This is a genomic window from Actinokineospora diospyrosa (genome assembly GCF_024171925.1).
Lineage (GTDB): Bacteria > Actinomycetota > Actinomycetes > Mycobacteriales > Pseudonocardiaceae > Actinokineospora > Actinokineospora diospyrosa.
The window spans coordinates 1-22047 of record NZ_JAMTCO010000014.1; the positions used below are offsets into that span (position 1 = coordinate 1).

Here is a 22047-nt window from a genome sequence, read left to right on the forward strand (position 1 = left end):
GGCCCTGCCGCGCGGAAACGCTACGGGTGCCGTCCCCCCACACAAAACAGGTCCACCCCATCGAGCACCTGGCACCAGCGACTCCGACTGCGCGGGGCTGGGTTGGCAGGGCAGCCGAGAGCGGGCTGGGGTGGCACCGGAACTTCCGAGTGTCCAGGGGCTGGGTAGGTGGGTCGGGGCGGACCTGGGGGGTGGGCTGGCGCCGCCGGGTCTGAGTGTCCGGTGGTCGGCCAGGTGGGCTGGTCCGGCACTGGCTGCCCCGGGTGTCCAGTGGCGACTTAGGGGGCAGGTGGTGGTGCGGTGGGGTGTGCCCGTTCGGGTCTGCCTGGGGGTGGGGGGTGGTGGTTAGGATCTTGCTTCCGGTAGGAGAGGCGGGTCCAGTGGCAGAACCAGAGCGCCAGCGTCCCACTGAGTTGACTGAGGCGGAGTTGGGGTTTTCGCCGAGGGAGGCGGTGCGGTGGTTGGCGCCGAGGGTCTTGCTCACTACCGGGATCCAGTCGATGTTGGCGGCGATTTTCGGGTCCTACGCCGACAAGCGGGAGCTTCAGGGGAGTTTGAAGGTTCGCGAGCACAGCCACGAGGACGCCGAGTGGGTTGACTTCGTGGCGGACCTTGGTGACGGGTTCCACGCCACCTATTCGGTTGCCCAGTTGCTCGCCGCGCCTGAGCTCGTTGTCGATGGTCACGCCCTGCCGAGGGGCAAGGTGCTCGTTATGGGGGGCGATGAGGTCTACCCGTACGCCTCGACCACGGACTATGAGGATCGGACCAAAGGGCCATACCGGGCCGCGTTACCGCTGACTGAGGGTGATTCGCCCACTTTGTTCGCTCTGCCCGGCAACCACGACTGGTACGACGGACTGACCGCGTTTCTGCGGGTCTTCGCGCAAGGGCGGTGGTTCGGGGGGTGGGCCACTGAGCAGACTCGCTCCTACTTCGCCATCAAGCTTCCGCACAACTGGTGGCTCTTGGCTATAGACACCCAGTTTGACGACTATGTGGATGCGCCTCAGTTGGAGTACTTCCGAGAGGCCACGGCCGAAATGGCCAAGGGCGACGGGGTCATTCTGTGTGCCTCTAAGCCTGCCTGGGTGGATGCGGGGTCCGGAGGCCGGACCAAGGGCTACGACACCATCGAGTTCTTTGATCGTGAGATCGTGCGGGCCAAGGGTGCCGAGACCAGGGTCATGCTCTCCGGCGACAAGCACCACTACGCTCGGTACGCGGAGCGGGACGACAAGCCCAGGCAGCGGATCACATGTGGTCTAGGAGGTGCCTACCTTGCAGCCACCCACGAGTTGCCAGGCCCTCTATGCCTACCGCCCGCTAACTCCCGTGTTCGCGCGCCCTCACCCCCGGCGTTCTACGACCTCGAGACTCGCTACCCCGACATCGCTACCTCTAAGCGGTTTGCGAGGGGCATCCTTCGGCTCCCGTGGCGGAACCCGGGCTTCTGGGGGCTGACAGGTGGGTTCCAGACCGTCATGACGTTGGCGGTGCTCTACGGGATCGTGCAGACCGACATCGGCGCCAAGGGGTTCTTCGGGCTCGTGGCGAGTTGGGCACCTGCGGTCATCGTCGGGCTGGTGCTTGTTCTAGGCGGCCTCACCTTCGCCAGGTTGGGCAACCCGCACAAGGTAGGTCTCGCGAGACTCTTCGGGTCCTTACACGCGGCCGGACACATAGGACTGGCTGTTGGTTGGTCTTACGTTGTGATCTGGCTCTATACAGACGTTTTCCCGGATGGTGCCGCTCAGGACTGGGGCACGTTGTTCGTCGTCGCGCTGGGAACCCCGCTGCTCATCGGGTTCCTCGACGCCGAGCTCGTTGCTGCGTACCTCATGGTCGCCAGTCGCGCGGGGATCAACCTCAACGAGGTCATGGCGGGGCAGAGCATCGAGGACCACAAGGGCTTCCTGCGCATCCGGATCGACCCCGAGGGGCTGACCATCTACCCCGTCCGGCTCGACCGGGTCTGCCGCGCGTGGACGCCGCGGCCAGGGGCGGGGCGCACCCGGCCCTGGTTCGACCCGGCCGCCCCGCTCGAGGCGCACCTGATCGAGGAACCGGTCCGCGTGTCGCGGTGATCGGCAACCACCGCACCCCATAGGCTCTCGAACGAGTGTTCACGAGCTGAGGCGGGAGCGAGCAACCGTGCGCGTGCTGGGTGTCGATCCTGGCCTGACCCGGCTCGGTATCGCGGTCGTCGACGGCGGTGCCGGGCGGGCGGTGCGGGCGGTCGCGGTCGACGTGGTGCGCACGCCGCCCGACGACGAGTTGGCGATCCGGTTGCTCAAGGTCGCCGACGCCCTGGAGACCTGGTTGAGCAGGCACAACCCGGACGTGGTGGCGATCGAGCGGGTGTTCAGCCAGCACAACGTGCGCACCGCCATGGCCACCGCGCAGGCGGCCGGGGTCGTCGCGCTGGCCGCCGCGCGCCGCGACCTGCCGGTCATGTTCCACACCCCCAGTGAGGTCAAGGCCGCCGTCACCGGGTCCGGCCGCGCCGACAAGGCCCAGGTCACCCTGATGGTCACCAAGCTGCTCGGGCTCGCCGAGGCGCCCAAGCCCGCCGACGCCGCCGACGCGCTCGCCCTGGCCATCTGCCACCTGTGGCGGGCCCCGGTGCGCAACCGGCTGGCCGAGGCCGAGGCGAGGGCGGCTGAGCTGGCCCGCAACCACCGTGCGAGGCTGGCCGCCGCCCGCAGACTCGACGCGGGTCAACGGCATAGCACGGGCAGGCGGGGCATGGGCATCGGCGGGCAGGGCATCGGCAAGGCGGTGAGCGAGTGATCTCCTCGGTGCGGGGCACGGTTGCCTCGATCGGACTCGACCACGCGGTGGTGGAGGTGGGCGGCGTCGGCTTCGCCGTGCAGGCCACCCCGCACACGCTCGCCACCCTGCGCCGGGGTGACGAGGCCGCGCTGGCCACCGCGCTGGTGGTGCGCGAGGACTCGCTGACCCTCTTCGGCTTCGCCGACACCGAGGCCCGCGACCTGTTCTGGCTGCTGCAGACCGTCTCCGGCATCGGCCCCCGGCTCGCCCTGGCGACGCTGGCCGTGCTGGAGCCCGCGCAGCTGCGCGCGGCACTGGCCGACAGCAACATCTCCGTGCTCACCCAGGTCCCCGGCATCGGCCGCAAGGGCGCCGAGCGGCTGAGCATCGAACTGCGCGACAAGGTCGGCGCGCTCGCGGGCACCGGCGACGCCCCGGTCGCCCCCGCCGCCGGTCAGGTGCGCGGCTCGGTCGTCGAGGCGCTGGTCGGCCTCGGCTTCCCGGTCAAGCAGGCCGAGCAGACCGTCGACACCGTCCTGGCCGCCGACGCCACCGCCGACACCGCCGCCGTGCTGCGCAAGTCCCTGGCCACCCTCGGGCGCAAGCGCTGATGGACCAGCACGACAGCACCGAACACGGCGATACCGAACACGGCGATACCGAGCGCGGCGACACCGGGTACGGCGACACCGGGTACGGCGACTTCGAGCAGGACGGCACCGGGGACGAGTGGAGCGACCTGTCGCCGATGGTCGCGCCGGGGGAGCGCGACGACGAGTCGTCGCTGCGCCCGCGCACCCTCGCCGAGTTCGTCGGCCAACCGCGGGTGCGCGAGCAGCTGCAACTGGTGCTGCAGGGCGCGACCAGGCGCGGCGCCCCGCCCGACCACGTGCTGCTCTCCGGCCCGCCCGGGCTCGGCAAGACCAGCCTCGCCATGATCATCGCCGCCGAGCTGGGCAGGCCGATCCGGATCACCTCCGGTCCCGCCCTCGAGCGCGCCGGTGACCTCGCCGCGATGCTGTCCAACCTCGTCGAGGGCGAGGTCATGTTCATCGACGAGATCCACCGCATCGCCCGCCCCGCCGAGGAGATGCTGTACCTGGCGATGGAGGACTTCCGGGTCGACGTGGTGGTCGGCAAGGGCCCCGGCGCCACCTCCATCCCGCTCGAGATCGCCCCGTTCACCCTGGTCGGCGCCACCACCCGGTCCGGCTCGCTGACCGGGCCGCTGCGCGACCGGTTCGGCTTCACCGCGCACATGGAGTTCTACGTCCCCGCGGACCTGGAACTGGTGCTGCGCCGCTCCGCGGTGATCCTGGGCGTCGACCTGCGCCCCGACGGCGCCGAGGAGATCGCGGGCCGCTCCCGCGGCACCCCCCGCATCGCCAACCGGCTGCTGCGCCGGGTCCGCGACTACGCCGAGGTCCGCGCCGACGGGGCCGTCGACCGGGCGATCGCCCGCGCCGCGCTGGAGGTCTACGACGTCGACGAGCTCGGCCTCGACCGGCTCGACCGCGCCGTGCTCTCCGCCCTGGTGCGCTCCTTCGGCGGCGGCCCGGTCGGTGTCGCCACCCTCGCCGTCGCCGTCGGCGAGGAGCAGACCACCGTGGAGGAGGTGTGTGAGCCGTACCTCGTCCGGGCGGGCATGCTCGCCAGGACCCCGCGCGGCCGCGTCGCCACCGCCCTCGCCTGGTCCCACCTGGGCCTCACCGCCCCCGGCGACGCTCCCGGCCGGGCTGCGCCTACCCTGTTCGACGAGTGAGCACACGCACACGGGTAGATCGGCCGAGCCGCACCCGGTCACCGTGACCTGGCAGACTCGAACACGACAACCCGAACAATCGGACGTTTCGCACCGGGTGGCGCGCCGCCCCGTGGATGGAGTGACATGAACCAGGCCCTGCTCCCCCTGCTGCTCATCGCCGTCCTGGCGATCCCGCTGATCCTGGGTTCCCGCCGCCAGAAGAAGATGGTGGCCCAGCAGCAGGAGCTGCAGAACTCGCTGTCGGTCGGCGACCGGGTGATGACCACCTCCGGCCTCTACGGCACCGTCTCCGACATCTCCGACGACGCCAGCATCGGCATCGAGATCGCCCCCGGCGTCGAGACCACCTGGCTGCGCCAGGCGGTCCGGGAGAAGGTCGGCCCGGACGTGGTGGACGAGGACGAGGACAGCAACGACCTGACCGGTGAGCACGAGGCCATCCCGGCCGACGACGCCTCCGAGTCCGGCAAGCCGAAGAACTAGCGCGCGACCCAGGACGTTTTGCGTGTGGCAGCCGTAGCGTCGGTAGCGGACAGGGCCTGTTTCTGGGCCCCTGCCACGGGTGTCGTAGGGGCCCCGAGCACAACGAGTTCGCCCCATCGAGCCCACCGCGCCGCCGACACGACCACCGTCCTGAGCAGGCGAACCAGCCCGCCGCGCCCGAGGTGAAGGGCCCGACGTGAGGCATGCAACACTGAGTTGACCCCGCAGGCGCTACGCTGCGCCCTCACCCGCCAGAGCGAACGGGTGCGGGCGCAGTGTCATGACCACCTATCGCGGCGCGCACGTCCCAAGACCCGTGCGTGGCCCGCGCGACTCGAGGAGACGGACCGACCGTGGCACCACCGGTTGGGCAGATCCGCCCAGGACGCTATTTGGCGTTCTTCGTAGCAATCGTCGCTGTCCTCTATGCCCTGGTCTTCGCCACCGGCGACCACCAGGCGAAGCCCAAACTGGGCATCGATCTGCAGGGGGGCACCCGAGTCGCGCTGAGCGCGCGCACGGAGACCGGCGAGCCGCCGTCGAAGGAGTCGCTGACCCTCTCCCGCGAGATCATCGACAAGCGGGTGAACAACACCGGCGTCAGCGGTGCCGAGGTGGTGCTCGACGGCAACACCATCGTCATCACCGTCCCCGGTGAGAACGGTGAGAAGGCCAAGGACCTCGGTCAGACCGCGCAGCTGCGGTTCCGCCCGGTGATCGGCTCGGTCGCCGCCCAGGCGCAGCCGCAGCCCTCGACGCAGCCGGACCCCTCGGTCACCGGCTCCGCCCCGCCGACGCCCACCTCCGGTGCCGCCCCCACCTCGGGCGCCGCCCCGTCCTCCGGCGCGGCCCCCAGCTCCGCGGCCCCGCAGGGCAGGCCCGCTCCCGCGCTGGCGCAGCAGCCCACCTCGGGCGCTCCCGCCGCGACGACCACCGCCGCCCCGCCCGCCACGACCACGGCGGCGGCCCCGCCCGCGGCCGACAACGCGTGCGTGCAGTACGCCACCCTGCTCGCCGACGCCAAGGCCGAGACGAGCGCGCTGATCTCCGCGGGCAAGAAGTGCCGCCAGGACCCGAAGCTCGCGCCGAGCAAGGGCGCCGACGGCACCGAGGTCCCCGCCGACCAGGCCGCGCAGCAGGCCGCGCTCGCCGTGATCGACTGCACCCCCGGCAAGGTCGACCCGCTGGTCGGCAACGACGACCCCAAGCTGCCGATCGCCGCCTGCGACCAGGACGGGGTGGAGAAGTTCATCCTCGGCCCGTCGTTCCTGGAGGGCACCGAGATCAGCAACGCCTCCGCGCAGCTGGACCCGCAGGGTGTCGGCTACGTGGTGAGCGTCAGCTTCAAGGCCACCGGCTCCAAGATCTGGTCCGAGTACACCGCCTCGCACGTGCAGGAGCGCGCCGCGTTCGTGCTCGACACCGCCGTGGTGTCCGCGCCGACCATCCAGGGCGCCATCAACGGTGACACCCAGATCACCGGCGGCCAGGGTGGCTTCAAGCAGGGCGAGGCGACCAAGCTGGCCAACGTGCTGAAGTTCGGCTCGCTGCCGCTGTCGTTCGAGCCCTCCGAGGCTGAGACCGTGTCCGCGACGCTGGGCCTCGCCTCGCTGGAGGCGGGCCTGATCGCGGGCGCCATCGGCCTTGGCCTGGTCTTCATCTACTGCCTGATCTACTACCGGCTGCTCGGCCTGCTGACGATCCTGTCGCTGGTCCTCTCCGGCGTGATCGTCTACGCGGTGCTCGTGCTGCTCGGTCGCTGGATCGGCTACAGCCTCGACCTGCCCGGCGTCGCCGGTCTGATCGTGGCGGTCGGGTTCACCGCCGACTCCTTCGTCATCTTCTTCGAACGCCTCAAGGACGAGATCCGCGAGGGCCGCTCGTTCCGCTCCGCGGTGCCGCGCGCCTGGGTGCGCGGTCGGCGCACGATCCTGTCCGCCGACGCGGTGCTGTTCCTCGCCGCCGCGGTGCTCTACGTGCTGGCCGTCGGCCAGGTCCGCGGCTTCGCGTTCACCCTGGGCATCTCCACCGTGCTCGACCTGATCGTGGTGTTCCTGGTGACCCACCCGCTGGTCGCGGTCGCCTCGAAGTCGAAGTTCCTCTCCAGCCCGAAGCTGTCCGGCCTCGGCTCCACGCAGCGCTCCGCGGTCGCCCAGCGCGCCGCCCGGGTGCCCGCGAGCGCCGCGAAGGAAGTGTGACGACCGTGTCCACCAACGAGACCCCCGCCGAGAAGAAGCCCGCCGTCAGCGCGACCGGCGACGTCGCCGTCGCGGGCAAGCACAGCGTCTTCGAACGGCTCTACACCGGTACCGGCGCGTTCGACATCGTCGGCAAGCGCAAGCGCTGGTACGTCATCTTCGGGATCCTGATGCTGATCTGCCTCGGGTCGGTGATCTTCCGCGGCTTCAACCTCGGCATCGACTTCGAGGGCGGCACCAAGATCTCCATGCCCGCGGTCAGCGCGACCGGCGAGATCGCCCCCGAGCGGGTCGAGGAGGTCTTCAAGCAGACCCTCGACCGGGAGGCCTCCGCCGTGCAGCGGGTCGGCACCGGCGCCAACTCCTCCATCCAGATCAAGTCGGAGGCGCTGTCGATCCCGGACGTCACCAAGCTCAAGCAGGCGCTGTTCGACCAGCTCAAGCCGCAGTCGCCGACCGGGCAGTCCAGCCCGGCGCAGATCAGCGACAGCGCCGTGTCCGGTACCTGGGGCGGTGAGATCTCCCAGCAGGCGCTGATCGCGCTGATCGTGTTCCTGGTGCTGGTGACCATCTTCCTGGCGCTGTACTTCGAGAAGTGGATGGCGGTGGCCGCGCTGGCCGCGCTGATCCACGACGTCATCTTCACCGCGGGCGTCTACTCGATCGTCGGCTTCGAGGTCACCCCGGCGACGGTGATCGGTTTCCTCACCATCCTCGGCTTCTCCCTCTACGACACCGTCGTGGTGTTCGACAAGGTCAAGGAGAACACCCGGGGGCTGCTGGGGCTGACCAGGCGCACCTACGGCGAGGCGGCCAACCTCGCGGTCAACCAGACCCTGATGCGCTCGATCAACACCTCGCTGATCGCGCTGCTGCCGGTCATCGGCCTGCTCGTGGTCGGCGTCGGCCTGCTCGGTGTCGGCACCCTGCAGGACCTGGCGCTGGTGCAGCTGGCTGGCATGCTCGCCGGTGTGCTCTCGTCCATCTACCTGGCCACCCCGATCCTGGTGGACCTGAAGATGACCGAGCCGAAGTTCAAGGAGCAGGCCAAGCGGGTCCACCTGCGCCGGGCGAACCTGGCCCGCCGCCAGGAGAGCGCCGCGGCCGAGACCGACCTGTCCGACGACGACGCGCTCGACGCCGAACTGCGCCGGGAGCGGGCCTACGCGGTCGCCACCAGCGTCCCGGCCCGCACCCCGAAGGCCACTGACGCCCGTCGCGGCGCCAAGCCCGCGGGCAAGCCCACCGGCAAGAAGCGCCGTTGACCCTTCCGCTGAACAGGGCGCTCGGTCTCATCCGGGAAGTCGACGACTTCCCCGAGCCGGGCGTCCTGTTCCGTGATCTGACCCCCTTGCTCGCCGACCCCGCCGCCTTCCGCGCCGTCGTCGGCGGGCTCGCCGCCGCCGTGCCGCCCGGGGTGGACACCGTGGTCGCCCTGGAGGCGCGCGGGTTCCTCTTCGGGGCCGGGCTGGCGGCGGTCCGCGGTCTCGGGGTCGTCCCGATCCGCAAGCCGGGCAAGCTGCCCGCGGTCGCCGATCGGGTCACCTACGACCTGGAGTACGGCACAGCGACCTTCGAGCTGCCCGTCGACGTCCTCGCCGCCGGGCAGCGGGTGGTCGTGGTGGACGACGTGCTCGCCACCGGCGGCACGCTCGCCGCGGCGGCCGGGCTGATCGCGCGTGCGGGTGCCGCGGTCGTCGGCGCGGTTGTGGTGCTGGAGATCGCCGCGCTCGGCGGTCGGGACCGCGCCGGGGTACCGGTACGGGCGTTGCACACCGTCTGAGCCCGATCCCGCCGCGGCTCGGTGGGCGGTCGTACCGGGTCCGGCGAACCGTACGGTCATCCGGCGTTCACCGTCCCTGGGGGGCGCTTCGTCGCCCCACCGCCCGGTCACCCGGGGTTTCGGAGTTATTCTCGGTACCCGGGCCACACCGTGACCCGACCGAGCTGCCGGGAGTCATGGGTGACCCACGAGGTGAGGACGCAGGCGGAGGCGGTGCAGGCCGCCCCGGCTCCCGATGGCGAGCGCTCGGCCACCCGTCGGGTCCGCTCCCGGCTGGCCAGGCGGATCACCGCCCAGCGCGCCGCCCCGGTCAAGCAGGTGCTCGAGCCGCTGGCCGCGGTGCACCGCGAACTGCACCCCAAGGCCGACCTGGGCCTGCTGCAGCACGCCTACGACGTCGCCGAGGAGATGCACCGCAGTCAGCGGCGCAAGTCCGGCGACCCCTACATCACCCACCCGCTCGCGGTCGCCACGATCCTCGCCGAGCTGGGCATGGACACCACGACGCTGGTCGCGGCGCTGCTGCACGACACCGTCGAGGACACCGAGTACTCCATCGAGCGGCTGCGCGCGGACTTCGGCGACGAGGTGGCGCACCTGGTCGACGGGGTCACCAAGCTGGACAAGGTGCAGCTGGGCACCGCGGCGGAGGCCGAGACCATCCGCAAGATGGTCATCGCGATGGCCCGCGACCCCCGGGTGCTGGTGATCAAGCTCGCCGACCGGCTGCACAACATGCGCACCATGCGGTTCCTGCCGCCGGAGAAGCAGGCGAAGAAGGCCCGCGAGACGCTGGAGGTGCTGGCCCCGCTGGCGCACCGGCTCGGCATGGCCACCGTCAAGTGGGAGCTGGAGGACCTGGCGTTCGCCATCCTGCAGCCCAAGAAGTACGACGAGATCGTGCGGCTGGTGGCCAACCGGGCGCCCTCGCGCGACACCTACCTGCAGACGGTGATCGGGCAGCTCGGCGGCGACCTGGAGGGCTCGCGGATCGCGGCCAAGGTCGAGGGCAGGCCCAAGCACTACTACTCGATCCACCAGAAGATGATCGTCCGCGGCCGCGACTTCGACGACATCCACGACCTGGTCGGGGTGCGGATCCTGGTCGACGACGTGCGCGACTGCTACGCGGCGATGGGCGTGGTGCACGCGCTGTGGCAGCCGATGCCCGGCCGGTTCAAGGACTACATCGCCCAGCCCCGCTTCGGGGTGTACCAGTCGCTGCACACCACGGTGATCGGGCCGGACGGCAAGCCGCTGGAAGTGCAGATCCGCACGCACGAGATGCACCGCACGGCCGAGTACGGCATCGCCGCGCACTGGCGGTACAAGGAGACCAAGGGCACCCACGCCGGGGTCGACGTCGACGAGATGGCCTGGATGCGCCAGCTGCTGGACTGGCAGCGGGAGGCGGCGGACCCGGGCGAGTTCCTGGAGTCGCTGCGCTACGACCTGGCGACCAGGGAGATCTTCGTGTTCACCCCCAAGGGCGACGTGGAGACGTTGCCCGCCGGGTCGACACCGGTCGACTTCGCCTACGCGGTGCACACCGAGGTGGGGCACCGGTGCATCGGCGCGCGGGTCAACGGCCGCCTGGTGGCGCTGGAGCGCAAGCTGGAGAACGGTGAGGTCGTCGAGATCTTCACCTCGAAGGCCGAGGGCGCCGGGCCCAGCCGCGACTGGCTCGCCTTCGCCGCCTCGCCCAGGGCGCGCGCCAAGATCAAGCAGTGGTTCGCCAAGGAGCGCAAGGAAGAGGCGATCGAGGCGGGCAAGGACGCGATCACCAAGGAGGTGCGCCGGGTCGGCCTGCCCATGCAGCGGCTGGTGTCGGCGGACTCGGTGACCGCGCTCGCCCGCGAGCTGCGCTACCCGGAGGTCAGCTCGCTCTACGCCGCGGTCGGCGAGGGCCACATCTCCGCCCGGCACGTCGTGCAGCGGCTGGTCGCCCTGCTCGGTGGGGTCGACCACGCCGAGGACGAGCTGGCCGAGCGCGCCACCCCGTCGACCATCACCCGCAGGCGCGCCTCCGGCGACGCGGGCGTGATCGTCAAGGACGCCACCGACGTGTGGGTCAAGCTGGCCCGCTGCTGCACCCCGGTCCCCGGCGACGACATCCTCGGCTTCGTCACCCGCGGCGGCGGCGTCAGCGTGCACCGCACCGACTGCACCAACGCCGACGAGCTGCTCAGCACCCCGGAACGGCTGCTCCCGGTCGAGTGGGCCCCGTCGGAGTCCTCGGTGTTCCTGGTCGCCATCCAGGTCGAGGCCCTCGACCGGCACCGCCTGCTCTCCGACGTCACCAAGGTGCTGGCGGACGAGAAGGTCAACATCCTCTCGGCGTCGGTGACCACCTCGCGCGACCGGGTGGCGGTCAGCCGCTTCTCGTTCGAGATGGGCGACCCGAAGCACCTCGGCCACGTGCTCAAGGCGGTCCGCAGCGTCGAGGGCGTGTACGACGTCTACCGGGTGACCTCGGCGTCTTAGGACTGGCTGCTCTCGGTGCTCGATGGGGCGGACTTGTTTTGCGCGGGGTGGCAGCGTCCGCAAGCTCGCCTTAAGCGGAGGAGGGCCGTCTCTTCAGGCCCCTCCTTTGTTGCTCTTCTCAGGACGCTGCAGGGGCCCCGCGCAAAACAAGTTCGCCCCATCGAGCTGCCCGGGCCCGTGTGTCCGTTTCGTACAAGACCGGATCGGCGCGGGGGCCTACGTTGGTCCCCGTGAAGACTCTGAGCGAAGAAGCCTTTGCCCGAGCCGAGGACTTCGTGTGGCGCACCGCGCGGATCCTCGACCGACGTCGGTTCGACCTGGTGTTCCGCAATGGCCCTGCCGAGCCGGTTCTGGCTGCCTTGGCCGCTTATCGCAACCCGGACGGTGGCTACGGCAACGCACTTGAGCCTGACGGTCGCGGGCCGGGAAGCCAGCCGATCACCACCCTCACCGCACTGCACATCCTGCATGAAGCGGGTGCGGCACCGGACGGCGTGGTCGAGTACCTGGAGTCCATCACCGCCGAGGGCGGGGGAGTGCCGTTCGTGCACCCCAATGCGCGCGACTACCCGCGCGCGCCGTGGTGGCAGGTGTCAGACACTTACGAAGGTTCTCTGCTGCCTACGGCCAACCTGGTGGGCGCGTTGTGGCAGGCGGGCGTAACGCACGCGTGGATCGAGAGCGCTGCTGAGTACTGCTGGGCCAAGATCGACGCTCTTACCACCACGCACCCGTACGAGGCTCTTGGCTGCGTCGGTTTCCTCGACAACGCACCCGACCGGTCCCGCGCCCAAGAGGCGGCCGCGCGCATCGGCAAGCTTGTGCGGGACAACGGGCTGGTGCGCATCGGCGCCGAGGGAACCGTTCCCGAGGGGTACAACGCCGCTGAGCTCCACTTCCCGCACGAGTACGCGTCCACACCCGACTCCCTCGCCCGGGCCTGGTTCACCGACGAGGAGATGTCCACCAGCCTCGACGACCTCATCGACGCCCAGCACGACGACGGTGGCTGGCGGGTGCGCTGGGAGAACTGGACCCCGGCGACCGAACACGAGTGGGCAGGGTGGTTCACAGTGGAGTCCCTGCGTGTCCTTAAGGCTTACGACCGCTGGTGAGTTCGCCTAACGACTGGCCCGCCAATGCCCGGACATCCCGGGCAAGGTGGGGCTGGTCGGCGTACCCGGCCCTATAGGCGACTTCAGCGAAGCCCAGCCCTTCCCGGGCCAGGGTAAGGGCCCGCTGGAACCGCAGGACGCGGTGCAGCATCTTGGGGCCATAGCCGAAGGCAGCGTGGCTACGCCGGTTGAGTTGCCGCTCGCTGAGACCCAGCTCGTCGGCCATGTCTCTTACGGCTCTACCGCGCGCGGCCAATGCGCGGATCGCCCCAACCGCAGGGTCAGGGTCGGTCGGTAGGGCTGCCAGCAGGATCCGCTGGGCTTCCTCGACGTCCGCGTCCACCAGCCGGTCCCGCAGCTCATCGGCCCGCGAGCCCCAGAGGTCAGCGAGGTCCACTCGCGCGTCGAGCAGTTCGCTCACCGGCAGACCCAAGGCAGTGTCACCGGGCCGAAACCTGAGGCCGACGAGAGACGCGCTCTTGGCGGGGTGAGCCTGGGTGTCCGGTCCGGCCACCCAGAGCCGCCCGCTCTGCCGTTCCCACATGACGTCAACACAGGCGTCCGGCACCACGGTGACCTCGGTGGCGGTAGCGCTGTCACGGGCCCAAACGCAAGCGACGCCCGCCCCGGTACCCCGGGGCGGGCGTCGTTCGCGATAAGTCACGCGACCGCGACGTTAGAGATCTTCACCTCGTTCTTCGGCTTGCCGTCACCCGGGTTGCCCTGGGAGATCGTGCCCGCCTTGGCGATCTCGTCGATCTTCTTCATGCTGTCGGCGTCGAGGTGGCCGAACACGGTGTAGTTCGCGGGCAGCTCGGCGGTGCCGTAGACGATGAAGAACTGGCTGCCGTTGGTGCCCTTCTTCGTGTCCGGGCTGGTGCCCGCGTTCGCCATGGCCAGCAAGCCGCGGCCGTACTTGATCTCCGGGAAGACCTCGTCGTCGAAGCTGTAGCCGGGGCCGCCGCTGCCGGTGCCCGACGGGTCGCCGCACTGCAGCACCTGCAGGCCAGCCGAGGTGGTCAGCCGGTGGCAGGGGGTGTCGTTGAAGTACCCCTGCTTGGCCAGGCTGGTGAAGCTGTTCACCGTGCACGGCGCGAGCGCGCGGTCCAGCGTGGCCTTGACCTCGGCGCCGTTGATCGTCAGCGTCGCGGTGGCGGTGCCCTCGCTGGAGATGTCCTTGGTCCCGGGTGCCTGCGCGGGCTTCGCGGCGGGCTTGTCGGCCTCGGCCGGGTAGTCGCAGGTCACCTTCGCGGGCAGCGCCGCGGGCCGCTTGGGCACCGCCGCGAGCTCGGTCGGGATCGACTCCGGCGTGTCCGCCGGGGTGTCGGGGTTGCTGGTCTCGACCGTGTTCGACGAAGCGGTGTCGGTCGTGTTGTCGCCACCGCCGATGTTGGCCAGCCAGTAGACGATGCCAACGACCGCGATCACGCCGACGACGGTGCTGATCACCCCGACGATGCGCCGTTTACGCGCACGCTCGACCCTGTTCGCGAGCTGGCGCTCCAGCTTCCGCTTGGCCGCCTCCCGGCGCTGCTGGTTGCTCGGCACCTCGCACCCTCCTACATAACCTCATCCTGGCTGGCGCGCAGTCTATGGGGACCCCCGGTAAGAACCGCGTGGAGGTAGGCCCCACTAGGCTGAGAAGAAGCCAAGAATCCGCGACCCGGAGGTCCACCCGTGCTCGTCGTCGGCTTCCCGACAGGCGCCTTCCAGGCCAACTGCTTCCTGATCGCACCCGGTGACGGCGGCCCTTGCGTCGTCGTTGACCCAGGTCAGGACGCTGAGGAGCCGTTGTTGGAGGCCCTGCGCGAGCACCAGCTGTCCCCGGTCGCGGTCGTGCTGACCCACGGGCACCTCGATCACACCTTTTCGGTCACACCGGTGTGCGACGGCAACGACGTGCCCGCCTGGATCCACCCGGACGACCGCTACATGCTCAGCGACCCGCTGCGCGGCATGAGCGACGAGGCCGCCCGGTTCTTCGGCCCGCTGACCATGCGCGAGCCGAGCGAGGTCCGCGAACTGCACGACCAGGCCGTGCTGGACCTGGCCGGTCTGAAGCTGACCGTGCGGCACACCCCCGGGCACACCGATGGGTCGGTCAGCTTCGCCCACACCACCGAAGAGGGCGGCCACCTGCTGTTCTCCGGCGACACCCTCTTCGCGGGCTCGATCGGGCGCACAGACCTACCGGGCGGCTCTATGGCCAGGATGACCGAGACGCTGCGCACGCTGCTCGAGTTGGAAGACGAGACCGTCGTCCTGCCCGGCCACGGTCCGACCACCACCATCGGCCGCGAGCGGGTGAGCAACCCGTTCCTGACCGGGTTGGTAGACCTGTCCGACCCCTCTTCAGCCCACCGTGGTCGCGGCAGGGGTATCTGACATGGCCGAGCCCGACCTGATTCCGCTCACTCTTACCGAGGCAAGCCGCCGCCGCGGCCTGTTGTCCCTCTTGGTCGCTCTTATCCTCGGCGCAGCCCTTGGCGGGATCGTCGGCCTCATCGGTGGGCAGACTGCTGGGCTCATCACCGCTGGCGTGGTTGTCGTCCTGCTGTTGGTGCTCTCCTGGGCGTCGGCGCGGCGGACGCTGTGGCTGCGCGACGGCACGACCTTGCTGGCCCGCACGATCGGCACCAAGTCGGTCGACCTGCGCACCGCCGACCGGCTGGAGCTGCTGGTCACCGACGTGCGCGGCATCCGCACCGTCGGCATGCTCGTCGGCCAGAAGAACACCTCGATCAACCTGGCGCTCGCGATGTACTCCGGCACCGGTGGCCGCGAGCTGGGCATCCTCGTACTGCGCAAGCTCGCCGACGCACTTGCGGGCAGCGAGAACCCGGCCGGGCTGGTCTTCTCCCAACTGCTGGTCGCCCAGCTGCGCGCCGAGGCCAAGGGCGAGGCGGCGCCGGAGCGGCCGCTGTTCCGGCTCGGGTCGCTCGCGCCGACCGGCAAGCTCGCCCAGCGGCTGCGCCCGGAGGCGATCACCCGGTTCGTGGCCTCGCTGGACTGAGCGCGGGCTCCCGCACCGCCACCAGGGCCGCCACGGCCGTGGTGACCGGCACGGCGGCGACCAGGCCGATGCTGCCGACCAGCGTCCGCACGATCTCCTGCGCGATGGTCTGCGACTCCAGCACGGTCCCCAGACCGACCCCCGACAGCGACGAATAGAGCAGCACCGGCAGCGCGGCACCGGCGTAGGCCATGACGAGGGTGTTGACGGCCGAGGACACGTGGTCGCGGCCGATCCGCAGGCCCGCGGCGTAGAGCTCCCGCCAGCCCAGGGCCGGGTTGGCCGCGCGCAGTTCCCACACCGCGCTGGTCTGGGTGACCGTGACGTCGTCGAGCACACCGAGGGCGCCGATCACGATCCCGGCCAGCAAGAGACCCCGGGTGTCGATGCCGTGGCCGAGGGTGCCGAGCAGAGTGGCCGTCTGGTCGTCGAGGCCGGTGAGCTTGGTCGCCGCGCTGAACACCGCGCTAAGCACGCCGATGAGGGCGAGGCTGACCATCGTGCCCAGGACAGCAGTGGACGTCCGCGCGGACAAGCCGTGGGTCAGGTACAAGACCGCGAACATGATGACGCCCGCGCCCGCGATCGCCACGAGCAGCGGGTTCTCCCCGGCGAGAATCGCAGGTAGGACAAACAGCAGCAGGACGGCGAAACTCAAGCCCAGCGCTACCAACGCTTTCAGGCCCTGCCACCGTCCCAGCACAAGGACCGCGACTGCAAAGAGCGCCGCTAGAACGCCTAGCGGGAGACCGCGTTGAAAGTCGACTAGTTGGTAAGAGCCGCCACTGAGCGGGTCTCCACCGTTGTAGGCGAGCACGACATCGTCACCGACCGCGAACCGCGGAGTGCTTGGTTCGATCGGCACCGACGTGCGGACGTCACTGCCCTTAGCGCTGCCGTCGGTCATCTCGACCGTGACGGTGAGGCACTGATCCGTTGATGTGTCCCCGCTGGTGCATGGGCCCGCCTCGGCAGCGGTGATCTTGCCTGACACCGCTTGCTGGCCACGACTCTCCGGACCGTTGCCAGTCGGGTAGAGCAAGACCATGCCTACGACTGCAGCTAGCGCAAAGGGCGCCAAGAGGGCGAGGAGGAGTTTCCGCACGCGGGGAGACGCCGGGGTCGCGGGCCCGTGGTGATGGCCGTGGCCGGTGTTGGCGCTGTCGCGCTCTGTTAGCTCGACCTCGGTTACCCGGGGGATCGGCTGGGTCTCCCAGTCGTGCACCGCGACATCGTGCCAGTCGCGCCCCGATCGGGGAGAACTGGTTGCGCCATGTTCGAACACGTGTTCGAATAGGCGGGTGCGATGGGAACGGCAGCGAGTCGAGGCGACGGGGGAGAACGCTGCGGTACACGGGGGAGAGCAGGCGTTGCCGGGGATGCCGGGGTTGGTGCGCAGTGTCCGCACGCCGGAGTTCGCCGGGGTGGTGTTCCACGAGGTGCTGGCCAAGTCCGTCTTGAACCGGGTTCCTGAAGGGTCGCCGATGCCGTTTCGTTGGACGGTCAACCCGTACCGCGGCTGCACGCACGCCTGCAGTTACTGCCTGCACGGCGACACGCCGATCCTGATGGCCGACGGCACCACCAAGCCGCTGTCGGACCTGAAGGTCGGCGACCGCGTCTACGGCACCGAGCGTCGCGGTAGCTACCGGCACTATGTGCCCACCGAGGTGTTGGACCACTGGTCGACAGTTAAGCCTGCCTACCGGGTCACCCTCGTCGACGGCACTCAACTCATCGCCAGCGGCGAACACCGCTTCCTCACCGAGCGCGGCTGGAAACACGTCACCGGCGAGATCTCCGGTTCAGCCCGCCGTCCACACCTGACAGCGGGCAACAAACTCATGGGCACCGGCCGGTTCGCCCTGCCGCCCAAAGACACCGCCGACTACCGCCGCGGTTACCTCTCCGGTATCGCGCGCGGGGACGGCACCATCACTGAATCGGCGCGGGCAGCGGCAAGAGTGTCCGACTACCTGACCGGCGACTTCGCGTTGACCCTGCCGATCGAGTGGCCCCGCACCCCGACCGACGAGTGGCGCAAAGGCTTGCTAGCGGGCGTCTTCGACGCGGACGGCACGTTCTCCCACCGCATCCTTCGCCTACCGAACCTCGGTAGCCGCACCTTGGCCGCCGTCGTCGAAGCCCTGGAGACCTTCGGCTTCGCCTACGCCCAAGAGTCCCGCCGCGCCCCCGGCGGCAAAGCCTGCATCCGCGTCGACGGCGGCCTCGCCGAGCACCTACGCCTCTTCCACACCACCGACCCCGCCGCCACCGAAAAGCGCTCCATCGACGACGCCGCCATCAAATCCGGCGCCCGCCTGGGAGTCGTCTCCGTCGAACCGCTCGGCCTGGACCTACCGCTGTTCGACATCACTACCGGCACCGGCGACTTCATCGCCAACGGCGTGGTCAGCCACAACTGCTTCGCCCGCAACAGCCACACCTACCTGGACCTCGACGCGGGCCACGACTTCGACACCCAAATCGTCGTCAAGGTCAACGCCCCGCAGGTCCTCACGCGACAGTTGGCCTCCCCCCGCTGGGACAGGTCGCACGTCGCCATGGGCACCAACACGGACCCGTACCAGCGCGCCGAGGGCCGCTACCGGCTCATGCCCGGCATCATCGGCACCCTGGCCAAGCACGGCACCCCGTTCTCGATCCTGACCAAGGGGACGCTGCTAGCCCGGGACATCCCCCTGCTGCGAGCCGTGCATGCGGACACCCCGGTCTCCCTGGGTGTCTCTATCGCCCTGCTGGACCGAGAGCTCCAACACTCCCTCGAGCCGGGCACCGCGTCCCCGCAAGCCCGCCTGGAGTTGGTCCGCAAGCTAACCGAAGCAGGCCTCCCCTGCACCGTCTCGGTAGCCCCAGTCCTCCCCGGCCTCACCGACTCCGAAGAGCACCTAGACGCCCTCTTCGAACAAATCGCCGCCGCAGGCGCGACCACCGTAATGGTCACCCCCCTCCACGTCCGCCCCGGCGCCCGAGAGTGGTTCGCCGCCTGGCTAGCCCGAGAACACCCCCACCTAGTCCCCCTATACCGCCGCGTCTACGGCCGCTCCAGCTACGCCACCCAGCCCTACCGAGCTGCCTTATCCACCCGCGTGGCCCCCTTGCTCCGCCGCCACTCCCTCACCACCACCGCCCTAGACCTCCCCGTGCCCACCCCACGCACCGAGGAACCCCAACTGACCCTCCTCTAACCCTGCCCCGCCAGCACTGCCCCACCCACCCCACACCGCCAACCGCCACAACCGGCCGCCATCTCAGCCTCCGTCAGGTCCGCCCCAGCCCACCTACCAAGCACCTAGACACTCGACCCCGGCCGTGCGAACCCGGCTGCCGTCAGGTCCGCCCCCCACCACCTAGTCGACCCCTGGACACTCGGAAGCCGTTGGGTTCTGCTTGCCCCGCAAGATCATCTGCTGCAAGAGCCCCCGATATACAGCCTAACGAGGAAGCCCGACAGAACCACGGCAGCGATCATGGCCTGTGGACACCAGAACACGTTGTGGACAACCGCTTGCCACACCAGCCCCTGGACACCCGGAACCAACGGTGCCGCCTCAATTCCCGTCAGGTCCGCCCCAACCCACCTGATCAGCCGTGAACACCTGAAGGTTCGGTGCCATCCCAGCCCGCTCTCGGCTGCCCTGCCAGCTCAGCCCCTGCACACTCGAACCCAGCGGTGCCAACTGGACTTCCGTCAGATCCGCCCCAACCCACCTGATCAGCCCTGGACACTCGGACCCGGCGGTGCCAACTGGCCTTCCGTCAGGTCCGCCCCAACCCACCCACCCAGCACCTGGACAGTCGGAACGGCCGGTGTCATCTCAGCCCGTTCTCGGCTGTCCTGCCAGCCCAGCGCCTGGACAGTCGGAGTCGCTGGTGCCAGGTGCTCGATGGGGTGGACCTGTTTTGTGTGGGGGGACGGCACCCGTAGCGTTTCCGCGCGGCAGGGCCTGCTTTTGGGCCCCTGCTTTGCGGTTCTGCGTCGGGTGTCGTAGGGGCCCCGCGCAAAATAGGTCCACCGCATCGAGCAGAGCTCGAAAAGTCGCGGATCGGGCCCGAGGTTGCCGCCAGGCAACGAGGCGTCCGATCCCGGGTCGCCGAGCTCGCCGCCAGGCGACGAGGCCGACCGTTCTGGGTCGCGAAGTCGCAGGCCCACATTCCCTTGCCCCGCACCCCACCCCCCCCCGCAGAGCGCGAATCACCCCAACGGCAACGTGTACTGCGTCCACTTCGACGAAACCGCGTATCCCGCTCGTTCGTAAACCCCCAGCGCACCAGTTTGATTGTCGGCGTCCACACTGAGGCCCGAGCTCGCGAACCCCGCCTCCCTCGCGTCATTCAACAAGGTCGACAGCAGCGCGCTGGCCAGACCGCGCCCGCGCCACGCCGTGCGGGTGCCGACGTCGGTGATCCAGAGTTCCTTGAACCCACGTGCGGCCGTGTCGGCGGCGAACTGCTGGGTCAGCACGAACGCCGCTAGTTCGCCGGTGGCGTTGTCGCGCAGGTGCGCGCTCAGCGTCGGCTCTAGCGGCGGTGTCTTCACGAAGTGCGCTTCCCAGAACGGGACGTCCACATCGGTGGAGCCCCAGTGTTCGGCGAACGTGTCGTTGCGCAGCAGGCGCAGCGGTTCGGAGAACTCGGGTCGGTAGCGCTCCAGGGTGAACCCGTCGGGCACCGGTACGCGGGGGAGGTCGGCGGTCAGCTTGGCTCGCATGTCGAAGAACCAGCGCGACGGCGTGTAACCCGCGGCCGACACGACCGCCGCCAAGCCGGCGTTGCGCTCGTGGACCGGGACGATCGCTTCCAGCCGCAAGTCGGGGAACTGCCGCGCGTGCCTGGCCTTGGCGCACTGGTGCAGCCGCCGGACCAGTTCCGTGCCCACCCCGTGCCGCCGGTGCGAGGGCGCGACGTCGGCGATCAGGCGGATCTGGTTGACCTCGACCGCGCCGGGCCTGCCGAACGCCAACCCGTAGGCGACCAGGGTGTCGCCGTCGAGCACCGCGACGGTGTCCTCGGGGATCGTCTCGCCGATCAACTTGGCGAAGTCCTCGGGCCCGTTGTGCTCGTCGATCCGGTCCACCGCCTCGACCTCGGCCATCAGCCGCACCCAGGCGGGCGCGTCGGAGTCTTCGAGGGATCGCCAGGTCAAGTCCACAAGTCGGGAGGGTAGGTCACCCGGGACGGCTCGCTCGACCGGTTTTCTCTACGCTGCGCGGGTGCTCGTGCTGCTCCCCCCTTCCGAGACCAAGAGCGACGGCGGCGACGGTCCCGCCCTCGACTTGGCCGCGCTGTCGTTCCCCGAGCTCACCCCGGTCCGCGAACGCGTCGCCGCGGCCCTGGTCGAGCTCGCCGGTGACCTGCCTGCCAGCCTCGCCGCCCTCGACCTGTCGGAGCGCCAAGCCGATGAGGTCGAGCGCAACGCGGTCCTGTTCAGCGCGCCCACCCGCCCGGCCCTGGAGCGCTACACCGGCGTCCTCTACGACGCCATGGCGATCAAGTCCTTCACCAAGGTCGAACGCCGCCGAGCCGCCAAGCGCCTGGCCGTCGCGTCCGCCCTCTTCGGCCTGGTCCGCGCCGACGACCCCATCCCCGGCTACCGCCTCTCCGGCGCCTCGGTCATCCCCGACCTCGGCCCGCTGCGCCCCCTGTGGCGCGCCCCCCTCGAGAAGACCCTGTCCACTGTGGACGACCTGGTGATCGACCTGCGCTCCGGCGCCTACGCCAACCTCGCCCCAGCCCCCACTGCGATCACCGTCCGCGTCGTCACCGAAGACGGCCAGGGCCGCCGCAAAACCGTGAGCCACTTCAACAAGGCCTACAAGGGCCGCCTGGCCGCCGCCCTCGCCACGGCCCCCCGCGAACCCGGCTCCCTGCGCACCATCATCTCGGTCGCCGCTGCCGCGGGCCTCCGCCTCGACCGCACCGACAAAACTTCCCTTGACCTGCTGGTCGCCCCCTAGCCCGGCGCCCCCGCCCACCCCGGACAACCCCGCCAACTCGATCTTGAACCACCCGCACCGAGCCGAGCCCGGCCCCCACCCTCTCCGGGGGGCGTCCCTGGGCCAGTCTACCAGGGCATACGGACAGTTGATCTTGAATGCGGTCGTTGAAGATCGACATGTGGATAACTTCTGTCGCTGAACCGGGTGAACCGTGGCGTCGAGTCCGGGCCGGAACCCGGTCCTGAGCTGGAACCGCGGGTCTGAGCCGCAGCGCCGAGACTCGGTTCGGAGCATCCGGTCCGAGAACTCTGCCCAGAGCGCGAGCACCCCGCGCCCGAGGGGCGGAGCTCGAACCCCTCACTCAAACCCGAGCCCGGATCCGGAGTTCGAACCCCCGCTCGAACCCGCCCCTGAAGCCACCCGCGAACCCCGAGCGGCGAACCCCGAGCGGCGAACCCCGAGCGGCGAACC

At 69.9% G+C, this 22047-nt stretch carries 18 protein-coding genes; 14 read left to right on the forward strand and 4 right to left on the reverse strand.

All coding sequences use genetic code 11. The annotated features are described in order from the left end of the window. Positions 1 to 413: 413 nt before the first annotated feature. From LV75_RS26215 to LV75_RS26260, 10 genes are all read left to right on the forward strand, one after another. On the forward strand, positions 414 to 2087 hold the full coding sequence (locus tag LV75_RS26215; protein WP_253889686.1) for a metallophosphoesterase: 1674 nt from the start codon (positions 414 to 416) through the stop codon (positions 2085 to 2087). Positions 2088 to 2154: 67 nt separating this feature from the next. Next, positions 2155 to 2793: a crossover junction endodeoxyribonuclease RuvC gene (ruvC, locus tag LV75_RS26220; RefSeq protein WP_253889687.1), complete on the forward strand. Its 639-nt coding sequence runs from the start codon at positions 2155 to 2157 to the stop codon at positions 2791 to 2793. Beyond that, on the forward strand, positions 2790 to 3386 hold the full coding sequence (ruvA, locus tag LV75_RS26225; protein WP_253889688.1) for a Holliday junction branch migration protein RuvA: 597 nt from the start codon (positions 2790 to 2792) through the stop codon (positions 3384 to 3386). Before ruvC ends, ruvA begins: the two co-directional genes overlap by 4 nt. A 137-nt stretch (positions 3387 to 3523) precedes the next feature. Next, entirely contained in the window at positions 3524 to 4537 is a 1014-nt protein-coding gene (gene ruvB, locus LV75_RS26230) for a Holliday junction branch migration DNA helicase RuvB (protein ID WP_253889966.1), read from the forward strand. Between the two features lie 126 nt (positions 4538 to 4663). After that, positions 4664 to 5023 (forward strand): preprotein translocase subunit YajC, encoded by a 360-nt coding sequence (gene yajC / locus LV75_RS26235; RefSeq protein WP_253889689.1) that lies wholly within the window; start codon positions 4664 to 4666, stop codon positions 5021 to 5023. 353 nt (positions 5024 to 5376) lie between these two features. Continuing rightward, positions 5377 to 7221: a protein translocase subunit SecD gene (gene secD / locus LV75_RS26240; protein WP_253889690.1), complete on the forward strand. Its 1845-nt coding sequence runs from the start codon at positions 5377 to 5379 to the stop codon at positions 7219 to 7221. A gap of 5 nt (positions 7222 to 7226) precedes the next feature. Further along, positions 7227 to 8486 (forward strand): protein translocase subunit SecF, encoded by a 1260-nt coding sequence (secF, locus tag LV75_RS26245; protein ID WP_253889691.1) that lies wholly within the window; start codon positions 7227 to 7229, stop codon positions 8484 to 8486. Continuing rightward, positions 8483 to 9004, forward strand: coding sequence for an adenine phosphoribosyltransferase (locus LV75_RS26250; protein ID WP_253889692.1), 522 nt, complete (start codon positions 8483 to 8485; stop codon positions 9002 to 9004). The genes secF and LV75_RS26250 overlap by 4 nt, the downstream gene beginning before the upstream one ends. Positions 9005 to 9196: 192 nt before the next feature. Next, entirely contained in the window at positions 9197 to 11488 is a 2292-nt protein-coding gene (locus LV75_RS26255; RefSeq protein WP_253889968.1) for a RelA/SpoT family protein, read from the forward strand. A gap of 230 nt (positions 11489 to 11718) precedes the next feature. Further along, positions 11719 to 12603, forward strand: a complete 885-nt coding sequence (locus tag LV75_RS26260; RefSeq protein ID WP_253889693.1) for a hypothetical protein — start codon at positions 11719 to 11721, stop codon at positions 12601 to 12603. On the opposite strand, the gene LV75_RS35645 is transcribed toward LV75_RS26260, so the two are convergent. Together LV75_RS35645 and LV75_RS26270 are read right to left on the reverse strand one after the other, a co-directional pair. Beyond that, a complete protein-coding gene (locus LV75_RS35645; RefSeq protein WP_253889694.1) occupies positions 12581 to 13267 on the reverse strand; it encodes a helix-turn-helix domain-containing protein in 687 nt (228 codons plus the stop codon). The two genes, LV75_RS26260 and LV75_RS35645, sit on opposite strands and share 23 nt — an antisense overlap. Continuing rightward, entirely contained in the window at positions 13264 to 14151 is an 888-nt protein-coding gene (locus LV75_RS26270; RefSeq protein WP_253889695.1) for a peptidylprolyl isomerase, read from the reverse strand. Before LV75_RS26270 ends, LV75_RS35645 begins: the two co-directional genes overlap by 4 nt. A gap of 129 nt (positions 14152 to 14280) precedes the next feature. Here LV75_RS26270 and LV75_RS26275 point away from each other — a divergent pair, with 129 nt between their 5' ends. Then, a complete protein-coding gene (locus LV75_RS26275) occupies positions 14281 to 14988 on the forward strand; it encodes an MBL fold metallo-hydrolase (protein WP_253889697.1) in 708 nt (235 codons plus the stop codon). 1 nt (position 14989) lies between these two features. Next, positions 14990 to 15616 (forward strand): hypothetical protein, encoded by a 627-nt coding sequence (locus LV75_RS26280; protein WP_253889698.1) that lies wholly within the window; start codon positions 14990 to 14992, stop codon positions 15614 to 15616. On the opposite strand, the gene LV75_RS26285 is transcribed toward LV75_RS26280, so the two are convergent. Further along, entirely contained in the window at positions 15588 to 16841 is a 1254-nt protein-coding gene (locus LV75_RS26285; RefSeq protein WP_372504231.1) for a YibE/F family protein, read from the reverse strand. The genes LV75_RS26280 and LV75_RS26285 overlap by 29 nt on opposite strands. A gap of 76 nt (positions 16842 to 16917) precedes the next feature. Here LV75_RS26285 and LV75_RS26290 point away from each other — a divergent pair, with 76 nt between their 5' ends. Then, positions 16918 to 18825 carry an intein-containing Rv2578c family radical SAM protein gene (locus tag LV75_RS26290; protein WP_253889699.1) on the forward strand — a complete coding sequence of 636 codons (1908 nt, stop codon included), beginning with the start codon at positions 16918 to 16920 and terminating at the stop codon, positions 18823 to 18825. Positions 18826 to 19832: 1007 nt separating this feature from the next. Here the strand turns inward: LV75_RS26290 and LV75_RS26295 are convergent. Beyond that, the gene (locus LV75_RS26295; protein WP_253889701.1) at positions 19833 to 20789 is read right to left on the reverse strand and encodes a GNAT family N-acetyltransferase; all 957 of its coding nucleotides are present in this window, start codon (positions 20787 to 20789) and stop codon (positions 19833 to 19835) included. 61 nt (positions 20790 to 20850) lie between these two features. Here LV75_RS26295 and yaaA point away from each other — a divergent pair, with 61 nt between their 5' ends. Then, on the forward strand, positions 20851 to 21594 hold the full coding sequence (gene yaaA, locus LV75_RS26300; protein ID WP_253889707.1) for a peroxide stress protein YaaA: 744 nt from the start codon (positions 20851 to 20853) through the stop codon (positions 21592 to 21594). Positions 21595 to 22047: the final 453 nt, after the last annotated feature.